The sequence below is a fragment of the Methanoregula sp. genome, assembly GCF_035543475.1.
Taxonomy (GTDB): domain Archaea; phylum Halobacteriota; class Methanomicrobia; order Methanomicrobiales; family Methanospirillaceae; genus Methanoregula.
On sequence record NZ_DATKKA010000019.1, the window covers coordinates 18,417 to 36,870 of the forward strand.

At 43.8% G+C, this 18,454-nt stretch carries 13 protein-coding genes; 6 read left to right on the forward strand and 7 right to left on the reverse strand.

Features of this window, described 5'->3' with window-relative positions:
• The 3 genes from VMS83_RS06355 to VMS83_RS06365 are packed head-to-tail and all read right to left on the reverse strand — an operon-like array spanning nucleotide 1 to nucleotide 4,175.
• Nucleotides 1-1,329, reverse strand: a complete 1,329-nt coding sequence (locus VMS83_RS06355; RefSeq protein WP_325410980.1) for a hypothetical protein — start codon at nucleotides 1,327-1,329, stop codon at nucleotides 1-3.
• A gap of 3 nt (nucleotides 1,330-1,332) precedes the next feature.
• Nucleotides 1,333-3,348, reverse strand: coding sequence for an ATP-binding protein (locus VMS83_RS06360; RefSeq protein ID WP_325410982.1), 2,016 nt, complete (start codon nucleotides 3,346-3,348; stop codon nucleotides 1,333-1,335).
• Nucleotides 3,345-4,175 carry a Dam family site-specific DNA-(adenine-N6)-methyltransferase gene (locus VMS83_RS06365; protein ID WP_325410984.1) on the reverse strand — a complete coding sequence of 277 codons (831 nt, stop codon included), beginning with the start codon at nucleotides 4,173-4,175 and terminating at the stop codon, nucleotides 3,345-3,347. Before VMS83_RS06365 ends, VMS83_RS06360 begins: the two co-directional genes overlap by 4 nt.
• A gap of 133 nt (nucleotides 4,176-4,308) precedes the next feature.
• Here VMS83_RS06365 and VMS83_RS06370 point away from each other — a divergent pair, with 133 nt between their 5' ends.
• From VMS83_RS06370 to VMS83_RS06395, 6 genes are read left to right on the forward strand one after another with little or no spacing between them, the layout of a single operon-like run.
• On the forward strand, nucleotides 4,309-7,035 hold the full coding sequence (locus VMS83_RS06370; protein WP_325410986.1) for an ATP-dependent DNA helicase: 2,727 nt from the start codon (nucleotides 4,309-4,311) through the stop codon (nucleotides 7,033-7,035).
• 5 nt (nucleotides 7,036-7,040) lie between these two features.
• Nucleotides 7,041-7,517, forward strand: coding sequence for an EVE domain-containing protein (locus VMS83_RS06375; RefSeq protein WP_325410988.1), 477 nt, complete (start codon nucleotides 7,041-7,043; stop codon nucleotides 7,515-7,517).
• Nucleotides 7,518-7,520: 3 nt separating this feature from the next.
• Nucleotides 7,521-10,505: a site-specific DNA-methyltransferase gene (locus VMS83_RS06380; protein ID WP_325410990.1), complete on the forward strand. Its 2,985-nt coding sequence runs from the start codon at nucleotides 7,521-7,523 to the stop codon at nucleotides 10,503-10,505.
• Nucleotides 10,506-10,519: 14 nt separating this feature from the next.
• The gene (locus VMS83_RS06385) at nucleotides 10,520-13,702 is read left to right on the forward strand and encodes a DEAD/DEAH box helicase family protein (RefSeq protein ID WP_325410992.1); all 3,183 of its coding nucleotides are present in this window, start codon (nucleotides 10,520-10,522) and stop codon (nucleotides 13,700-13,702) included.
• A gap of 58 nt (nucleotides 13,703-13,760) precedes the next feature.
• A complete protein-coding gene (locus tag VMS83_RS06390; RefSeq protein WP_325410994.1) occupies nucleotides 13,761-14,096 on the forward strand; it encodes a hypothetical protein in 336 nt (111 codons plus the stop codon).
• 1 nt (nucleotide 14,097) lies between these two features.
• Nucleotides 14,098-15,195, forward strand: coding sequence for a HigA family addiction module antitoxin (locus VMS83_RS06395; protein ID WP_325410996.1), 1,098 nt, complete (start codon nucleotides 14,098-14,100; stop codon nucleotides 15,193-15,195).
• Here the strand turns inward: VMS83_RS06395 and VMS83_RS06400 are convergent.
• The 4 genes from VMS83_RS06400 to VMS83_RS06415 all read right to left on the reverse strand — a co-directional run bounded on the left by VMS83_RS06400 (nucleotide 15,128) and on the right by VMS83_RS06415 (nucleotide 18,392).
• Nucleotides 15,128-15,877 (reverse strand): hypothetical protein, encoded by a 750-nt coding sequence (locus VMS83_RS06400; RefSeq protein WP_325410998.1) that lies wholly within the window; start codon nucleotides 15,875-15,877, stop codon nucleotides 15,128-15,130. The two genes, VMS83_RS06395 and VMS83_RS06400, sit on opposite strands and share 68 nt — an antisense overlap.
• Nucleotides 15,878-15,888: 11 nt before the next feature.
• Nucleotides 15,889-16,818, reverse strand: coding sequence for a hypothetical protein (locus tag VMS83_RS06405; protein ID WP_325411000.1), 930 nt, complete (start codon nucleotides 16,816-16,818; stop codon nucleotides 15,889-15,891).
• 63 nt (nucleotides 16,819-16,881) lie between these two features.
• A complete protein-coding gene (locus tag VMS83_RS06410) occupies nucleotides 16,882-17,259 on the reverse strand; it encodes an HIT family protein (protein ID WP_325411002.1) in 378 nt (125 codons plus the stop codon).
• Nucleotides 17,247-18,392 carry an HNH endonuclease domain-containing protein gene (locus tag VMS83_RS06415; protein ID WP_325411004.1) on the reverse strand — a complete coding sequence of 382 codons (1,146 nt, stop codon included), beginning with the start codon at nucleotides 18,390-18,392 and terminating at the stop codon, nucleotides 17,247-17,249. The genes VMS83_RS06410 and VMS83_RS06415 overlap by 13 nt, the downstream gene beginning before the upstream one ends.
• Between the last annotated feature and the right edge of the window lie 62 nt (nucleotides 18,393-18,454).

Consider the following 18,454-nt stretch of genomic DNA (forward strand, 5'->3'; position numbering starts at 1 on the left):
TTATTGTTGAGATTCTGTGTATCTTTTTAAAATCTCTGCTGACGGATATGTAGATAATGAAGCCACACTATGTGCAAGTTCTATTGGTAATAGCCCCCCGTCATGTCGATAAGTAAAGAGTAGAGGAATTGTTTTAAAGATCCGCTCAATACCGATAACATCTCCTAATTTTGGATCAGGATTTACATTAGTTGGAGGATTTATCGGAATATTTAAGACTATTTTTTGATATTCGTTAAATTTCGCAAATATTTTTGTACCATAATTAGTGAATTTTCCATATATTGCTACGGTATCAGGGCGTCTTTGAATCTGTTTTTTTATATAATCATTACCAGGAATAAAGAATGTCTTTGATGGAACCTCTTTACTAATAAATTGAAAATGATCATAAAATCCACCGCTTTTTTCTTGACCCAAAATATGGATTGGATAACCTTTACTTTGTGCAAAAATGAGAAAGCGACGTATAGGATCAACTATCTTGGAGTATTGAGCACGGACAGCTAATGGACCGTCTTTGATGAAAAGACACTCAGATATTTTATCTCTATTATTTTCCCAATAATCACGAATTATAGTCATTAAAAGAAGAGTTTCATGAACGGACATATACGAAGAAGCAATTTGTTCTGGTGCGCTATCATCTGTCATTTCAAGATGAAAACCTAACCAATCCGAAAGAAAAATTTCCTCATTACATCTATCCTCATTACATCTTCCTTTTTCTGCATCGAATGGTAATGTGGTAAGTTTTCCACAATGTGGGCATTCAAATTCAGTTAAATCTCGCTCATCATCTCCCCATTTCTGATAAGCAAGCCATTTTAATGTCTCCATCACTTGCCCTTTCATTTGAGGAGAGGGGTCCTTTAAAGAATCATAAATGATGTGACGAATTGCATGATAATTATTCATATAATTCATGTCAGGGAAAGAGATATTTTGAAGAGGGAAGACAGTCGCATGATATATCGCCGACTTTCGCATTAAATCACGTAACTCGAATGGATGTGGGGTATCTTGGTTAATCTTATCGAGTGCGTGTTGATCAAGTTGAACAAGGGCCGTTTTTACAAATGTAATCTTCGAAAATGGAGATTCTTCAGATGAAACGGTTTGATAAGAGCCGTCAATTCCAATGTAATAACGTAATGGAGTCCCAGAATCGGGAATATTTTCCCAGCCGATATTTTTACATGCAACTGGGATTACTGGTTTTTTAAAATTTTGACAAAGTTGTTGGACCAACGAGCTTTGTAATACATCAAGGTGTCCCAATTTACTTGCAGTTTCTGCGGGGAGGCCTCCCCCGGCACGATACGGCATTGGTTATTTGCCCCCGCTTTTTGTAGGTTCAGGAATTGAAAATTTTTCCGCTTGTACTGGAATGACAAATCGATTGGATCGGGTTAAAATACGAAGATAACCCGGGGTTTTTGCCCGCAATATATCTTCTTGTATATTTTCATATGCCACGTTAAGATTAGCAAGTGCTTTTACTTCATTTCTAGCGGATATGTGCGCTATGAAGAAATTTTCTGTTTGAGCGAGAAGATCTTTATTTATTGTACTCGGTGATTGGGTAGAGTATACCATCCCAATATGAAATTTTGCCCCTTCTTTTGCTAAACGTGAATATATTGTTGTTACATCGTCTTTCTGGGGAAATAAATTATGAGCTTCTTCGAAATATACTTGGATAAATTGGTCCTCTTTCAAAGTATTTTCAGTAAATTTTCCCATCTGATGTTTAAAAATTTCATTAGATAATTCATCAGAATAATAGACCCGCATCATTGGATTCGCGTTGCCTAAATCGAGGATTACAGTTTTCCCCTCGTCAATAAAGGATAAAATTTGTGTGAAGATATTTTTTGCATCGGTATCATGATAATCATGATACGGATAGATCATCCTTGGCCCAGCTGCCGAACCTGGGTTTAAAAATTTTAATAATGCCTTATCGCCCTCATCAAAAATCGGTTCTGGATCGTTGCCGGGTTGTGGTGGCGTTGCGGAGTTTAAAAATGGACTTCCAGGACTACGTCGAATAAAATCCTGTACTTTTTTAAATTCTGTTTTTAAGGAATTTAAGGAATTAATTTCGGGTGGTTGGTTTGGAGCATATAGGGCTTGTCTTAACTCATTGCGAAGACAAGGGTCAAAGGTACTATTTGCATTCCGATTGATTTTGTGTAACTTTCGTTTAAGGGACTCCTCATTCGCCGCAAAACCCGCTTCTGCTAAAATTGCCCAGTAAATAAGAATTCGTCGTTGTGCGCGAACTTTGTCTCCATAATCCGTTATGGTCCCTAACGATTCTATTGATGGAATATCTGTAGATGTAAATCCCTTAATATACACAGAATTTCTTTGATCTATATTCAGTAAATCTATCAAGATACTATGTGACCTTTCTGTGTGTTCATAAAAATTTATTTTTAAAACGTGTGCTCCTATATTGGGTCGGGGACGAAAGGAAAACACCTCGCAACGATCCTTATAGGCACTTTTCAATGAAAAATTGTTGTCCTGAATATTATCATTCGCATACTCTCCATTTATATCAAATATTATTTGTCCCACATTTTTTGTTGTTTCAGTTGTTTCAATAATGGATTGAGCAATAATCTTTATTGTATTGCTCTTACCTAATCGGGTTTTCCCAAACATCGCTGTACGAGTCCCCAAAAAATCCCGTGGAGAAACCATAACTTTAACATTTGGTAATTTGGCCTCTTCAAGAGGAAATTGGCATTCGGTTAATCGTAATTTGCCAATTGGAAATTGATTATCTTTAGGAACAAGTGAATTTACAATAGTATCAAGAATTATGTTATCTGGAGAATAGACGCGATAATTTATTGCACTGACGTAGTTATTGATGTCACCTGAGAATTCAATTGCCTGTACATTTTTAGGATCGGGATAAAACATCCCGAGGACTTCAGTTTCTAACCCCCCCCATTGAAGCTCACTTAATGTAAAAACATCAAGGTCGGGCATGGATCTTTTTTGAAGCTCAAAATATGTTTCTTGGACCTCTTTGGATAATGGCGTTGGGGCAGAATCTAAAACTCGGAGTAAGGTAAAATGAAGAGGAATTTTTTCTGCAAATTCTGATGGTACCATTATAAGAAGGGAATTTCTTGGTATTCCCCCCACAGATTTCTTAAATGCATCACAGGTAACGATTGTTGTTTTATCATAACTTATATCAAGAACATACCCAACAAACCTCCAAGTTTTGTATTCGCCGGCATTTTCTTTCTCTTGTTCTTTTTTGAGAAATTCTTCAAGTAAGGCAAGTGAATTTTTCTGAATGTTTTTTCCCTCAATTTTCATACGGCTGCCTCTCTCAAATTGTGAATTACAACTTCTCCACAATTTCTAGTAATTTTTCCAGGGATCTCACCTGTTCCTTTTTCAAGAGGATAATGGAAGAAGACGTGATAAAGATTCAGAATATCCTCGTGATTGGAATTCGTCATTACCCATTTCACTCCTTTTCGTGAAGCTCGAATCAGGGCCTTTGCAAGACGTTGCTGTTCTTTGAATTCAAATTGTCCATAGCCATAATGATCGTTGAACTCCTCTCGTTCATGAGGCCGATATGGAGGATCAAGGAAGAGGAGATCTCCGTTTGAACATTTTTTTATGATATTTTCAAAATCGTCGCATCGGATCTCGGCGTGTTTTAACCGTTCGGATACTTCTTTGAGATTCTCTTCGCAAATAGCCCATCTGCGATCCTGTCCCCCATATCCAACGTTGAACTCACCATTTGCATTGTGGCGCCACATACCCTTGAAACAAGTGCGGTTTAGGTATAACGTTCTTGCAGCTTTTGTTGGTACATCAAGATCTTCCGGATTCCATGACCGTATAGAGTAATAACCTCGTTTTGTATTCGGAAATTTTTGGTATTTTTCCCAAACATCATCAGGAAAATCCCGAATTCCATTATATAAGTCGATAAGTTCATGATTTTTATCTGATAAGAGCGCCTTTTCAGGCTCAACAAAGAAAAAGACAGATCCTCCGCCGAGGAATGGTTCAACATACCGTCTCTCGGAATTCTCCGAGTGCTGAAGAAAATGGACAAAATAGGAAAGGTGACGTTGTTTACCCCCGGGATATCGTAAAAATGTAATCTTCTCGTCGGTTTTCATTGACGTAGGCACCTGAAATCTGACTAATGGATGTCAATGGGATTGTCGGATCGATAAAGTATTCGTTTTAATATTACGCTGTCAGATATTCATGCCTTTAATATTTAAATTGGAAGACATGCAATGTTCACCTATGGGCGCGGAACAATCTCTTCTCAATAGAATCCTCATGGAACCTAAACCGCTGTCTGAAAGTCAGAAAAATGCGGTTCTATCCAAGAAAAGATATATCCGGGTCATTGCCGGGGCCGGGGCCGGGAAAACCGAAACACTGACACGAAAAATTGTATCACTTCTTCTTGTCGATAATGTTCCGCCGTCATGCATCGTTGCTTTCACGTTTACGGAGAAAGCCGCCCAGAGTATGAAGAGCAGGGTCTATGAGCGGGTGAAACAACTTGGCGGGGAAGAACAGTGTGCTCATCTCGGCGAGATGTTCATCGGAACCATCCATGCATACTGCCTGCGGATTCTGCAGGACCACTTTGGGTATGGGGGCTTTGGCAGTCTCGATGAAAATCAGGAGATGGCATTTCTTCTTCGTTTCGGGTGGGACCTGCACCTGACCGGCGGGAGAAATTATTCGGAGAACTGCGAGTTATTCAAGCAGACACTAAATGTTTTGTATTCCGAGATAATCCCGGATTCTGTACTCGAAAAGCGAGCCAAGGATTTTTTCCGGTCCTATAAAAAATACGAAGAGCATCTTACTCACCACAAACGGCTGACTTTCAACCGCATGATTACCCTCGCCGTAAGTCACCTCAAAGAAAAGCCCGCAGTTCTCTCGACGGTGAAATACCTGATTGTTGATGAATACCAGGATATCAACCGTGCCCAGGAGCAACTGATTAACTTGATCGGCCAGTCGGGGAGTACGTTCATTGTGGGAGATCCCCGGCAGACCATTTACCAGTTCAGGGGATCGGATGCGGGATGTTTTGATGAATTTATTACGGCGCACACAGACGCTGAGACCATCTCGATCACAGAGAACCGGCGCAGTACTATATCAATCGTTGATTCGGCAAACAAATTCTCCGATTGTTTTACGCTGGTGCATTATGATCATCTGGTGGCAACACGAGCGGATGCCGGCGGGGTATATCTTGGAGAATTTGAATCAGATGTCTCGGAGGTAGAATGGATAGCGGATCAGATCGATCATTACGTGAAATCCGAGCGATGCACCTACGCTGATATCGGTATTCTCTTGCGAAGTGTGAATACATCCGGTCCTGTATTCATTGATGTTTTCCGCCAGCGTCATATTCCATTCATCGTAGGTGGCAAGGTAGGGCTGTTCCGGCGCTCGGATGTACAGGCAGCAGGGAAGCTGATTGCATGGTTGTCCACTGATGGTTTTTTCCAGAAGTCGAAGTGGTCCAGTAAAGATACGATACGGGGAGATGATCTCCGGGATGCAGCCTTGCATGATTGGCACGATGCGGTCCCGGAGATTGTGATACCTGCAGGCATTGCCGCGGAGCTTGACACGTGGAAAGCATCGACCCTCCGAGGGACCTACAAGCATTTCACCGAGATGTATTACGAACTGCTTACGATACTCGGATACCAGAATCTGGATCCGGAGAACCCGGAGCATGCAGTCGTGATGGCAAATCTTGGCCGGTTTGGTTCGATGCTCACGGATTTCGAGACCGCAAACCGGCTGGGAGGACGGCGGCTTCACTGGGAGGCCGATCTGAAAAGTCTCTGCTGGTTCATGAACACTTACGCGTCCTCGTCGTACGAAGAGCAAATGGGCGATGATCTCCGTGGTGTTGATGCCATCCAGCTGATGACCGTGCACCAGGCAAAAGGGCTTGAATGGTCTCTGGTGTTTATTCCTTCTGTGGTGAACGGACGGTTCCCGTCGAGGATGGTAGGAGCAGAGAAGCACTGGCTGATTCCCCGTGACCTCTTCGACGTACAACGCTACGAGGGTGACATGGAGGTCGAGCGGAAGCTCATGTATGTGGCCCTGACCCGGGCAAAAGATGTTCTTGTCGTGAGTTACTTCACAAGGATGAACGGCCGCAGGAAGGGAGTCAGTGAGTTTGTAGATGATTGCCTCCCGGTGGACCGGATGACGCCAGTTTCTGATCGGGATCACCTGCCGCTGCATGACCTTTCCCCTCACGGGAATGCAGAAGATATCCAGTCTTATTCTGCAGGAGAGTTGATTGTATACGGGAAGTGCCCTCACATGTACCGGCTGAATACCGTGTGGGGATATCAGCCAGGTCTCTCCGAATATCTCGGATACGGTACATCCCTGCATTTCTGTATGAGGATTGCCGCCGAGCAGATGAAAAACGGAGCGTCTCCGATCAGTGCGGTGGTTAATGCCGTGGACCGTCATTTCTATCTTCCGTTTGCTGATGAAAGCCGCCAAACAAAGGTCCGGGATACAGCGAAGAAGAGGCTGATCAAGTTCGCGAAAGATCACAAGGACGATATGCTCCGCATCCGTGAAGTGGAGACCCGGGTCGAATACCCACTGCATCGGGCAACCGTGGTCGGGAAGATCGATGTGATTCTCCATGATGGCGAGGGTGTGGAGATCCGCGACTACAAGACATCGGACAGCGTGACAACGCAGGACGAGGCATCAATGCAGGTCAGGATTTATGCACAGGGGCTGACAATGCTTGGCGATACGGTGACGAAGGGATCGATTGCATATCTGGAAGATGCGTCTCTGGCCGAAGTGACAATGAATGAAAACGATCTCAAATCAGCGGAGGCAAAAGCCGGCGAACATATCGATGGGATTAAGCGACGGAAATTTCAACCATGCCCGGGAGATTCCTGCGGGCAGTGCAGTTATGGAAATATCTGCCGGTGGAGGAAGTGATCAGAATGATTTCGAAGTATTACCTTGCAATTTTTAATGTAACTTCGTGGAGGGAATTCCTCAATAACGGTGCTAGGATATATGGAACAACAGGCAATCAAGCCAACCGCGCAAAAAACCTTCAGAAAGGTGATTTTTTAATTTGTTATATTACTGGATATTCGGAATTTGTAGGAATTTTAGAGATACTATCTGATGCTTATGTTGATAAATCGAGACTTTGGGAAGAAAGTACATTTCCTATTCGATTTGACGTTAAACTTGTAGAGAAATTATCTGAACATTCGGGTATTTCCGGTAGAGATCTAGTTGGTAAACTTTCGGTTCTAAAAAATCTTAAGAACCCAAAAAAATGGTGGGCCTTCTTTATCAACTCGTTGAATGAATTTCCTTCAGATGATGGCGAATATTTAGTGAATGCAATAAGGATGAAAGCCGCCTCAAAACGTGATTTTTCGTCAAAACAAACATGGAAGCGATGAATAATGGCCGATGATTATTTAAAAAAACTACAAGTTCTCTTGCGAAGACTATTCCAGTTCGAATCCACCGATCTTGATTTCGGTATTTACCGGATCATAAACCGGAAGCGGGATGTGATTGAAAAATTCATCGAGAAGGACCTTATCGCCTCGGTTGATATAGAGTTTGGAAAAATATCAGAATCAACGAAAGTCGCTGCAAAGAAAGAACTGGATGATCTGAAAACCACGATAGAAAAGACACTGGGGTCTTCCGCAATTCTCCCCTCGGGGACTTTCAACCCTCAGTTTGCCAACACACCGATAGGTGCTGATCTGGCAAAGCAATACAATGAGAAAACGACAGCATTCACTGCTGCATCTGTGTCTGATGAGCACAAAGCAGAGGTTTTCAACCATATCTATCAGTTCTTCTCCAGGTACTATGACAATGGGGATTTCATGAGCATGCGCCGGTACTCAGCAAAGCAAAAATTTGCAGTACCCTATAACGGAGAAGAAGTGCTGCTTCACTGGGCAAACAAGGAACAATACTACATCAAGACCGGGGAATATTTCTTCAACTACGCTTTCCGTGTCGGGGAATATACAGTCCGGTTCCATGTTGTGCAGGCCGAGACTGCAATGAACAATACAAAGACTGAGAACCGGTTTTTTATCCTTCACACTGGGGAAGGGAATGTCTCCTATAGTGACAAAACGAAAGAGCTCGTCATTCTTTTCGAATACCGGGCAATGACCGATTCTGAAAAGGCTACGATAGGAACCCGGAATGTCCAGGATACCCTGAATGAACAGGAAAAGACAGCGATTCTTGCTGCTATACCGGATATTGGATTAAGAACCGGGTTGAAGCGGGAAATCGATGGAAAAAATCTGGTGACTAAGCATTTAGCAACTTATGCAAAGCGCAACACAACGGATTATTTCATCCACAAGGATCTGGAGGGTTTCCTCACTCAGGAACTGGACTTTTACATTAAAAATGAGATGATTGATCTCGATGATCTCGGGACCAACAAGGAAATCCCTGTTGAGCATTACCTGAACCGGGTCCGGGTGATGAAAGAGGTATCCACGAATATTATCTCATTCCTTGCACAGATTGAGAATTTCCAGAAAAAACTTTTCGAGAAGAAAAAGTTCGTGTTGATTGCGAATTATTGCATGACACTTGATAGGGTGCCTGAGTCATTCTATGGGGAGATCGCAAAAAACACAAACCAGATTGTAGAGTGGAAAAATCTTTACAATATTGGAGAACCTGGGGGACAGGCAACTCTTACCGGTAAGAAGAGCGATGTCATCGATGTGGAGTTTCTGAAGTCACATCTGTATCTCGTTTTGGACACGAAATTTTTCCCTCAAGAATTCAAAGATCGATTGCTTGCCTCATTTGACGATATTGACGAAGCAACAGGGGGTCTTTTAATTAAATCCGAGAATTGGCAGGCACTAAATATATTGCAGGGACGGTATCGGGAGCAGGTGAACTGCATCTACATTGATCCGCCGTATAATACAGGGAATGATGGTTTTCTGTATAAAGATAATTATCAGCATAGCAGCTGGCTGGCAATGATGGGAGATAGAATTTATCTCTCCAAATCGTTCATGCCATCCAATGGAATCTTTTTTACGAGCATCGGAGAAGATGAGATAGACCGATTAAATACAATTTTTACTCAGATTTTTAGCGATGCCGCATTTATATCTCGATTCATTTGGAAAAGCAGGCAAAATAAGGATAATAGAAATGTGACGGGTGTATCTGTAGATCATGAGTATGTTCTCTGTTATGGAACAAAATTAAGAGGAAGTCTACGAGACGAGAGTCAATACACAAATCCTGATAATGATCCACGTGGGCCGTGGACGAGTGGGAACATGGTAGGTTTACTTCCTCAGGATGAGAGACCAAACCTTCACTTTGATCTGATTAATCCTGATACTGGAATTAATTATGGAAAGCCCCCTATGGGCTGGAGATATGACAAAAATACTATGGCCAAATTAATTCAGGAGAAAAGAATTATTTGGCCGCCATCTCCAGATGGCAGACCTCGGAGAAAATCATTTTTATCCGAATTAAAAGCCCAATATACAGGATATTCGTCGATAATCGCCCCGAATGTTTTCACAACCACGGGAACAAACCAAATGATTGATCTTTTTGGAAATCGCGAACTTGCATTTCCAAAACCAACATTATTATTAGAAGAATTGTTCACTCAAGGAAGCAAAGAAACGGGAGTTATTCTCGATTTCTTTGCCGGATCGGGAACAACCGCACAATCAGTATTGAATTTAAATCGCAGAGATAAGGGAAATCGCAGATATATACTCATTGAAATGGGGGATTATTTCCAAACGATAATTGTTCCCCGCATAAAAAAGAGTGTCTTTTCATCTGAATGGAAAGATGGCAAGCCCCAGAACACTGACGGTATCAGCCACATGTTCAAGTACCTCTCACTGGAGCAATACGAGGATACACTCAACAACATCGATTTCATGGAAGGCGGCACGGTCCAGAAGACGCTCATGGACATGGACGGATATGTGCTCCGGTACATGCTCGACTTCGAGACCCGGGAGAGCCCCTGCCGCATGAATGTCACAAAACTCGAACGTCCGTTCGAATATACCCTCCGGATTACAAAAGACTCAGAGTTGCATGATGAGACCGTGGATCTTGTCGAGACTTTCAACTACCTGCTCGGCCTCAAGGTAAAACGGATCCGGACCTTCGCGGAGAACGGGACAACATACCGGATTGTTCACGGGGAGACGTTGAGTGGGCAGGCGACCACGATTATCTGGCGAACAACACCCGGGCTCGATCTCAAATCAGATAAATTATTCATCGAGGAAAAGATCCTCACCGATCCCAAATTCAAAGCCGAGCGGGTCTTCATCAACGGGGATTTCCATGTTGAAGGGGCTCTCCCCATCGAACCCGAATTCCAGCGGCTCATGGGTGCCTGACAGGGGAGCATCGCATGGCAGCAGCGAAGACCAAGGTCGTGAACGCAAAGGGGAAGGCAAAGCCATCCACCCGGCTTGCCGACCATCTCATCCTCGCAAGTTACATGCACGGACTCTTTGGCAAAAAGAACTTCGATGAGATGCAGGCCCTCCTCAAGGACGTTCAGGAAGGATATGATGAAGAGGGCAAGAGCTATCTCTTCCATGCCCTAATCTCGTGGAAGGACCTCGATCCCCGGGTCCGGGCAAACCTCGAAACCTACGATACTCACATCCGAAGTTACGTGGAGCGGATCAACCGCCACCGGGATATTCCCATTACGTTTACGTACTTCCAGCACCTTGCCGTACTCTATACCGAGATCTTCCTTGACCGGTATTTCCAGAGCCCGCAGAGATTTCTCGATGAACTCAACGAGTACGCGTATGAGTTCATTGAGAAGCAGCACGTGACCACGAACTTTCTCTACAATGAGGACGACCTTCGCAAACTCGCCTTCTGGATGGCTACTGGCAGCGGCAAGACGCTCATCCTCCACATCAATTATCTCCAGTTCGCGCATTACAATGCCGGGTCCAACCGCATCAGCCTCGACAATATCCTGCTCATCACTCCAAACGAGTCCATGACGGGTCAGCACCTGGTCGAACTTGCAAGAAGCGGAATTCCTGCCGAACCTTTCCAGCCCCGGGGCGGCCTCTTCGCATCTGCTGTTGCTCCGTCCGTGGTCCAGGTCATTGACATCAACAAGCTCACGGAAGAGAAGAAAGGACAGGGCGTCTCCGTTGACATCGCCAGCTTCGACACTAAAAATCTTGTTTTCGTGGATGAAGGCCACAAAGGCAGTGGCGGAACATCGTGGATGGACCTGCGGAAGAAGATCGCCACGGACGGCTTCACTTTCGAGTACAGTGCCACGTTCGGACAGGCAGTCGCCGCAGTCGGGAAGAAAACGGATGAGAACGATCTCCTCACAGGGTATGGGAAATCTACGCTCTTCGACTACTCGTACCGTTATTTCTATCGCGATGGGTACGGAAAGGATTACCGGCTGCTCAATGTCAAGGACGCAAAGTTCGACCAGAAGACCAAGCACATCGTCATGCTGGCAAACCTCCTTACTTTCTACCAGCAGAAACGGGTCTTCGACGAAAATCCCGAACTTGCAAAGGAGTACAACATCGAAGCTCCGCTCTGGATCTTTGTCGGCAGCAGGGTCCAGGGAAGGACCGGTGAATCGGATGTTCTCGAAGTAATCCGGTTCCTCTCTGCCGCCCTTAAAAATGACCACGGCTGGACAGTGAGTACCATTCGGTCAATCTACGAAGGAAAATCCGGGCTCATTGACAAAAATTCCGGCAGGGACCTCTTCTCCCCTAGTTATCCTGAACAGAAACTCGCGTACCTCAAGGCAAAGAACCTGACTCCCGAAGAGACTTACGCCGATATTCTCACAAGAATCTTTCATGCTCAGGCTCCAGCTCCGCTCCATCTCGTGAATCTGAAAACAGCACAGGGCGAGATCGCGCTCCGGTGTGGAAACGATAACCCGTATTTCGGGGTCATCAACATCGGCGAAGACACAGAATTCATCAGGCTCGTAGAAAAGCATGAGACCATCATTCGGTCGGATAAGGATGAACTCACCGCATCGCTCTTTGCCAGCATCAAAGAGAAAGCGTCCCCGGTCAATATCCTCATCGGAGCCCGGAAGTTCATAGAAGGCTGGGATACCTGGCGGGTCTCAACCATGGGCCTTCTCAACATCGGTAAGAGCGAGGGCACCCAGATCATTCAGTTATTTGGCAGAGGGGTCCGGCTCAAGGGCAAGGACCATAAACTCAAACGCAGCAGCGCCGTGGAAGACTCCGCCCCTCAATTCATACCGCTCCTTGAAACCCTCAATATCTTCGGTATCGAGGCCAATTATCTCGAACAGTTCCGTGAGTACCTCATCGAGGAGGGCATTGAAGTCGATACCTACATCGATATTCCCCTTTCAATCCGTATCAATGATGATTATCTCAGGGAGGGGCTGCTCATTCCCCATATCGATAAACGGCTCTTCAAAAGGGAAGATCTCTTCACTCTCGTCATTGATGATAGCATCAAAGCCGATGTGGATCTTCTGGCAAAGGTCGATGTCGAAGATAGCCTGAAAAAGGGATATGGCATTGACGCTGAATCTGAATTTCCGGACCGGTTCATCAATCCTGCTCACATCGATGCGCTTAACTGGAGCCGGATTTATTTCGCACTCCTGGAAACACGGATCCAGAAGAACTGGTACAACTTTGTTTTCGGGGAACAGGAACTCAGGGAGATTATCCGGAAAAAACTCTATCGCCTCAAATGTCAGGAAGATTTCCTAATCCCGAAACAATGCAAAGATCTGGCGCTTATCGAGGATATCGCAATCGCCATCCTTCGGAAATATCTCCAGAAGTATTACGATAAAAAGCGGAACCTCTGGGTCAAGAATCATCTTGACATTAAGACTCTTGACGAAAATCACGGGAATTTTGACTTCACGTACCACATCCGCGTTAGTGAAAAGGAGCAGGCCCTCATTGAAGCTGTTGAAAAACTCATCAAAAATGATATCGAAAAATTATACAAAGGAGAGAAAAATCTCAACCTTGTCAATATCTTTTTCGACCGGCATCTTTACCAACCGCTTCTCGCCCGGTATGGTGATGCACTGAAGGTTGAAATTCATCCTGAGGGCCTTAACATCGGTGAACGAAAATTCGTCCTTGACCTCAAAAACCACATCGAGAACAACCCGGATAGATTCTCAGGAAAGAAGGTCTTTGTCCTGCGTAATTTCCCCAAACGGGGTGTCGGGTTCTTCGAGAATGTCAATTTCTACCCGGACTTCATTATCTGGATTGTGTACGGGAACATACAGCACCTCCTTTTCGTGGATCCCAAAGGTCTGGTAAACATAAAATCCGGATTTAAGGATGAGAAGATCCAGTTGTGCAATTCCATTAAAGAGCTCGAACAAAAGCTCAACGAGAAGAAGAAAGGGACCAGTATTACGCTCGATTCTTTCATCGTCTCTGTCACGAAAAAGGGATCCGTTGGCGGGGTTTTCGATTATCCTGCGGACTCAATTTATGATATGAACCATGTTCTGTTTCAAGAGGATGAGAGGTATATCCGGAAGATGCTGGATCTTGTTTTTAAATAATTTTTATCAAATTCTACCGACAGTGTTATTTACCTACTAGGTTAATGATATTATGTAAATGGACATCGTAGACTTTGCCTCTCCCGAAATAAAGGAGATATGTGAAATCGAGCGAGTGGCGAAACGCAAACTCGGTGCTCCATGTGCCAAAAAATTAAAAACACGTCTGGCGGAAATTGTAGCCGCTCCGTTTGTAACTAATTTGCCTGCTGGTAAGCCTCATGCCCTTGATAGGGAAAGAACAGGCCAATATGCAGTCTCCCTCGAAGGACTTATTCGTTTATGCTTTGAACCGGCGAATTCACCAATTCCAAGAACCCCTGATGGCAGAGTTGAATGGTCTAAGGTGAACAAAGTCAAAATTGTCGATATAGTGGATTATCATGACTATTAGTATGAAGAGTTTCGCACCGGATTGGATCTCACCCCCTGGGGACACAATTATGGATCTCCTTGAAGAGCGAGGCTGGTCACAAGTTGACTTCGCAACTCGGATGGGGATGTCATTAAAACACATCAATGAGATCATCAAAGGAAAGAAAGGTATCTCCAATGACACCGCTGTTAAACTCGAACGTGTGTTGGGTAGCACTGCAGAGTTCTGGTTGAATCGTGAATTACAATATCAACAGAGTTTAGCCAGAATATCTGAAGCAAAACGGCTTGGTTCATGGGATTCTTGGGCGCGACAATTCCCAATTCGTGAGTTAATGAAGGCAGGATATCTTACCAAACAAAATATCACTCATAATAACCTCGTTGCTATTGTCGATGAGTTATTACGATTATTCAGTATTGCCTCACCCGAAGAATGGGATTCAACATATGCAAAGATGTCAGGATCATTCCGGTGTACACGTCCTGACCAAAGCGATACTATCGCTATTTCTTCTTGGATTCGTCTTGGGGAGATTGTAGTAGAAAATGTGAACAGCCCCAAATACAATCAGAGTTCTTTTGTGTCATCATTAGAAGAAATCCGGTCATTGGCACTTTCTCCTTTTCAAGATATTGAAAACAATCTCAAAGAAATCTGCTTAAAATCTGGTGTTGTTTTAGTTATTGTTCCATCGATTCCCCGTGCTCGTGTTAGTGGTGTTACTCGTTGGGTAAAATCCCAACCGGTTATCCAATTATCGCTTTATGGCAAGTCAAATGATCGGATATGGTTCACCTTTTTCCATGAGGTCGCACACCTCTTGAAACATGACCGAAAAGAAATCTTTCTCGATGAATTCGATGGGAAAGGTCTAGACATTCCTGAAGAGCATGAGGCTGATAATTGGGCTGCGGACTTCCTTATCCCTTCGAAGTACTTCAAAGAATTGCATAAATTAAAAACTGAAAAAGCAATTATTGAATTTGCAAAGAAGGTTAATACTCACCCGGGAATTGTTGTTGGAAGATTACAACATGAAGAGTTTATCAAACAATCCCAGATGAATCATTTGAAGGTGAGTTATCAGACCGAATCCCACATTTCTTCAAACTAGCCTCTTTTCCAGGAGTGAAATAATAGATATCAAGCAATCTACCAAAGGGAACTGGACCTTTTTTTCTGTATTTTTTAACCGAACAATTTGTGAGATAGTACTTAAACTCTTCATTTTCATTTAAAAGTTTATTACATAAATATAAGGAGTAAAACCATTCGTTCAATGACCACCGATATTTGTTCAATTTTCGAATATCTTGATCCCTTGTAAAATTATTACGAACTTTTGTATCAAAAGCTAGAGTTTGACCCCAAATAAGCATGAGGGGTTTGCAAATAGAAATTACTAAAGGCTGTTGTGAAGATGCCTCGTCTGCCAAAGTTTTCATATTGCCCAATTCTTGCCAAATAATATGAAATGATTCGTACGGAAATTTTTCGATCTCTAATAATGTAAGATTTCGAATAATCGCATATTCATCCGATATATTGCTGAGCGCAACTTTTAGATTCTTATGTGGTTTTTCTTTGGATTTTGGACCACGAAAATATTGCCACTTTTTTAGTATGGATAATAATTTTTGACACGTTCTATCGAGATTCTGGCTATCCAAAATATGATCTTTTTCAGATTCAATTTTATTTTTCCAATTCCAAAAGCAATCAAAATCACTGTGATAACTTCGAGGAAAGTTTTGATAAGCCATTTTAAAATTATTAATTGAAGGCTTTACTATCATGAGATTACCGTTTAAATAGGCATTTTCACATCGAGCGAAATTATTCTTCTAACGGATTTTCCAGATGTCGTATCTAAAAATGGGATTTGAAGAACTGCTATTATCTCTTTTTTCCTCTTAATTTTTTCAATGATTTTTCTTCCGGCAAATTCTGGAATACTAAACTCTATGGGTTCCTTTTGGAGGGTGATATGAAAAATATGAACTAATGGTGTTCTATTCTCATTAGAATTATTCAGAAAATCTGGGACATCTTGTCGATAATCCTTCCTACTATCAAGCTTATCACTATATGTGGGGGGTATTATCCGATTAATCCACCCCTTTTTTCCAACAAGAATAACAGGATAAACATTATCCAATATTCCCACAACTAAAGATGGGACCTCAATATTTGTTGAATCTAAACGTATTTTTTTATAAACATCGATAATCCGTTTCTGCTTATGTTTTTCCTCACTATTTAGAATAGCCACAATCCCGGGATATTGTACACATAAGTTAATTTTTTGAATTAATTGATCCATCATTTGGATTTGATTAAAGGAAACCAAAAAAATGTTATGGGCCCATGCATATTCTTGTGCGGTTTGTTTAAATGGCGTTGCACTGAAAATGCATCCTGCTTCTGTATATCTTAATTGTAAATTCCTTTGGTGAAATCTGTTTACAATGTAATTTTCCTGGATATCTTTTAACACTCCTACAAAATTTCTAACTACTTCAAGTCCTATCGTCTCATCATAGAATTTTACTTCGGATAAGAGTCGAATTGGATATATGAATGCTGTAGGAAATAAAAACACACCGTACGCATCTATTTGATGATTGGCTCCTCTGCCTCTTACGATCCCTTTCTTTACTTTAATGTACCCGGCATCACCTAATAATCGCAATATCTCATATTCCAACAGGTAGCCTTTCGCTTGAGCTGGTTCCATAATTTAATACTCGATCTGATCAATTTAAATATTGTTTTTTTTATTAAAGTTGCGTCCTCCCCTTCAATACCCCCTCTTCCCCGGCACAACCCCCCGGATCCCACCTCTCGCATCCGGTACATCCCCGGCATATCGGGGGATCACATGGCAATGGCAGTGCATCACGGTCTGTCCGGCCGCTTCGCCCACGTTGAATCCGATATTGTAGCCGGCCGGCTGAAAATTTTCCCCGATGATCTCTTTGCCCGCATCAATCAGGGCAAGCATCGCCTGCTTCTCCTCAACGGTCAGGGAGAAGAAATCCGGTGTGTGCCGGAACGGGATGATCAGCAGGTGACCCCGGCTGACCGGGAACCGGTCCCAGAGTGCATAACAGAGATCGTTTCGTGCGACAATATCCTCGGCCAGCGGATTGCAGAACGGGCATTTTACAGGCGCCATGAAGTGTACCCCCGTACATAGATGAAATAACGGCACTTTTCTTTCAGTTTCCGGATGCCGGTCTCCTGCCAGTCTGAGGTAAAATCGACAGGCCCGGTGAGGGAGATCGCCAGCTCGCGCTCGAACTGCTGCGGATATTCCTCATGGAGGAGATCCCAGTACAGTTTGATCGCCGGTCTTCGCTCTTCAATAAATTCCGGCAGGGGGATTTTGTCCAGTTTGTCCCTGTTGACCTGTTTTGTCGCCGGGAGCAGGTTCCAGAGATCGTTGTTCCTCAAGACCGAGAACGGGAGGAGATGATCGATCTCCGGCGAATCCTTGTCTTTGATCGCTTTCCCGGACCAGGCACAGTGGATGAATCCCTGCTCCCGCTGAAGACCCCGGTAAAAGGATCCGGCCGGCTCCTTGTCCCGGTCTGTTACCGGGAATGTCCGGAGATGTTCAAGAGATGCTGCAAGACTGACATTCCCATTGCTCGCCGACCGGATAAATTCCGCCCACTGGAACAGGACCGCATCTTCTCCGGAAATGAACGCCCCGAGGATCTCAAAGATCGTATCATATGCTTTTGGCACGGAGTAGGTCCCCATTTTCCGGATCAGGTACTCACGGTCCGCCGGGAATTTTCCTGAGGGCATCTCAAATTCCCGGTCATAATCGAACACAGAATAGTGTTTTCCTTCTGCCGAATAGCCCAGATGTTTCATGGGATACCGGGTGATGGTGGTGCGGATTTCCCGGACAAGCGAGCGAAATGCGGGAACAATGTCGGGGGAGAGCGATCCCTTCGTGTAATCCCGATAGAATCCGGAAAATTTCCCGTTTCCCTCGTAATATTCCGTGACCTTCCGGAATGTCCTGCGAAAGGAGATCTGTTTTGCCCCCTCCTTTTCTTCCCCGGGTTTCTGGGGGATGTTGTTCTCGACGAACGGGTAATAATACAGCAGCCATTTCTCGATGAGTAATCCCAGCGGGAACTCAACGCGATCGCCGTGTACCCGTTTCAGGTGCTGGTATTCCTGGGAGATCTCCACGGCACCACGGAGAAGGGCGTATTTGTACGTGGTGTCCTTGCTGTCCCGCTCGATAATCGTGTTGATCGTTTTGAAATTGGAAAGATCAAACGACTCCATAGTAGACAGATATCGGTCAAGGCTCATCGTCTTTTCGCTGCACGAAACCTCCGGGGCTAGCC

What these genes read in the sequence shown, in the direction of transcription:
- VMS83_RS06355 (WP_325410980.1), bottom strand. Translation starts at nt 1,329, where the DNA reads ATGCCGTATCGTGCCGGGGGAGGCCTCCCCGCAGAAACTGCAAGTAAA.
- VMS83_RS06360 (WP_325410982.1), bottom strand. Translation starts at nt 3,348, where the DNA reads ATGAAAATTGAGGGAAAAAACATTCAGAAAAATTCACTTGCCTTACTT.
- VMS83_RS06365 (WP_325410984.1), bottom strand. Translation starts at nt 4,175, where the DNA reads ATGAAAACCGACGAGAAGATTACATTTTTACGATATCCCGGGGGTAAA.
- VMS83_RS06370 (WP_325410986.1), top strand. Translation starts at nt 4,309, where the DNA reads ATGGGCGCGGAACAATCTCTTCTCAATAGAATCCTCATGGAACCTAAA.
- VMS83_RS06375 (WP_325410988.1), top strand. Translation starts at nt 7,041, where the DNA reads ATGATTTCGAAGTATTACCTTGCAATTTTTAATGTAACTTCGTGGAGG.
- VMS83_RS06380 (WP_325410990.1), top strand. Translation starts at nt 7,521, where the DNA reads ATGGCCGATGATTATTTAAAAAAACTACAAGTTCTCTTGCGAAGACTA.
- VMS83_RS06385 (WP_325410992.1), top strand. Translation starts at nt 10,520, where the DNA reads ATGGCAGCAGCGAAGACCAAGGTCGTGAACGCAAAGGGGAAGGCAAAG.
- VMS83_RS06390 (WP_325410994.1), top strand. Translation starts at nt 13,761, where the DNA reads ATGGACATCGTAGACTTTGCCTCTCCCGAAATAAAGGAGATATGTGAA.
- VMS83_RS06395 (WP_325410996.1), top strand. Translation starts at nt 14,098, where the DNA reads ATGAAGAGTTTCGCACCGGATTGGATCTCACCCCCTGGGGACACAATT.
- VMS83_RS06400 (WP_325410998.1), bottom strand. Translation starts at nt 15,877, where the DNA reads ATGATAGTAAAGCCTTCAATTAATAATTTTAAAATGGCTTATCAAAAC.
- VMS83_RS06405 (WP_325411000.1), bottom strand. Translation starts at nt 16,818, where the DNA reads ATGGAACCAGCTCAAGCGAAAGGCTACCTGTTGGAATATGAGATATTG.
- VMS83_RS06410 (WP_325411002.1), bottom strand. Translation starts at nt 17,259, where the DNA reads ATGGCGCCTGTAAAATGCCCGTTCTGCAATCCGCTGGCCGAGGATATT.
- VMS83_RS06415 (WP_325411004.1), bottom strand. Translation starts at nt 18,392, where the DNA reads ATGGAGTCGTTTGATCTTTCCAATTTCAAAACGATCAACACGATTATC.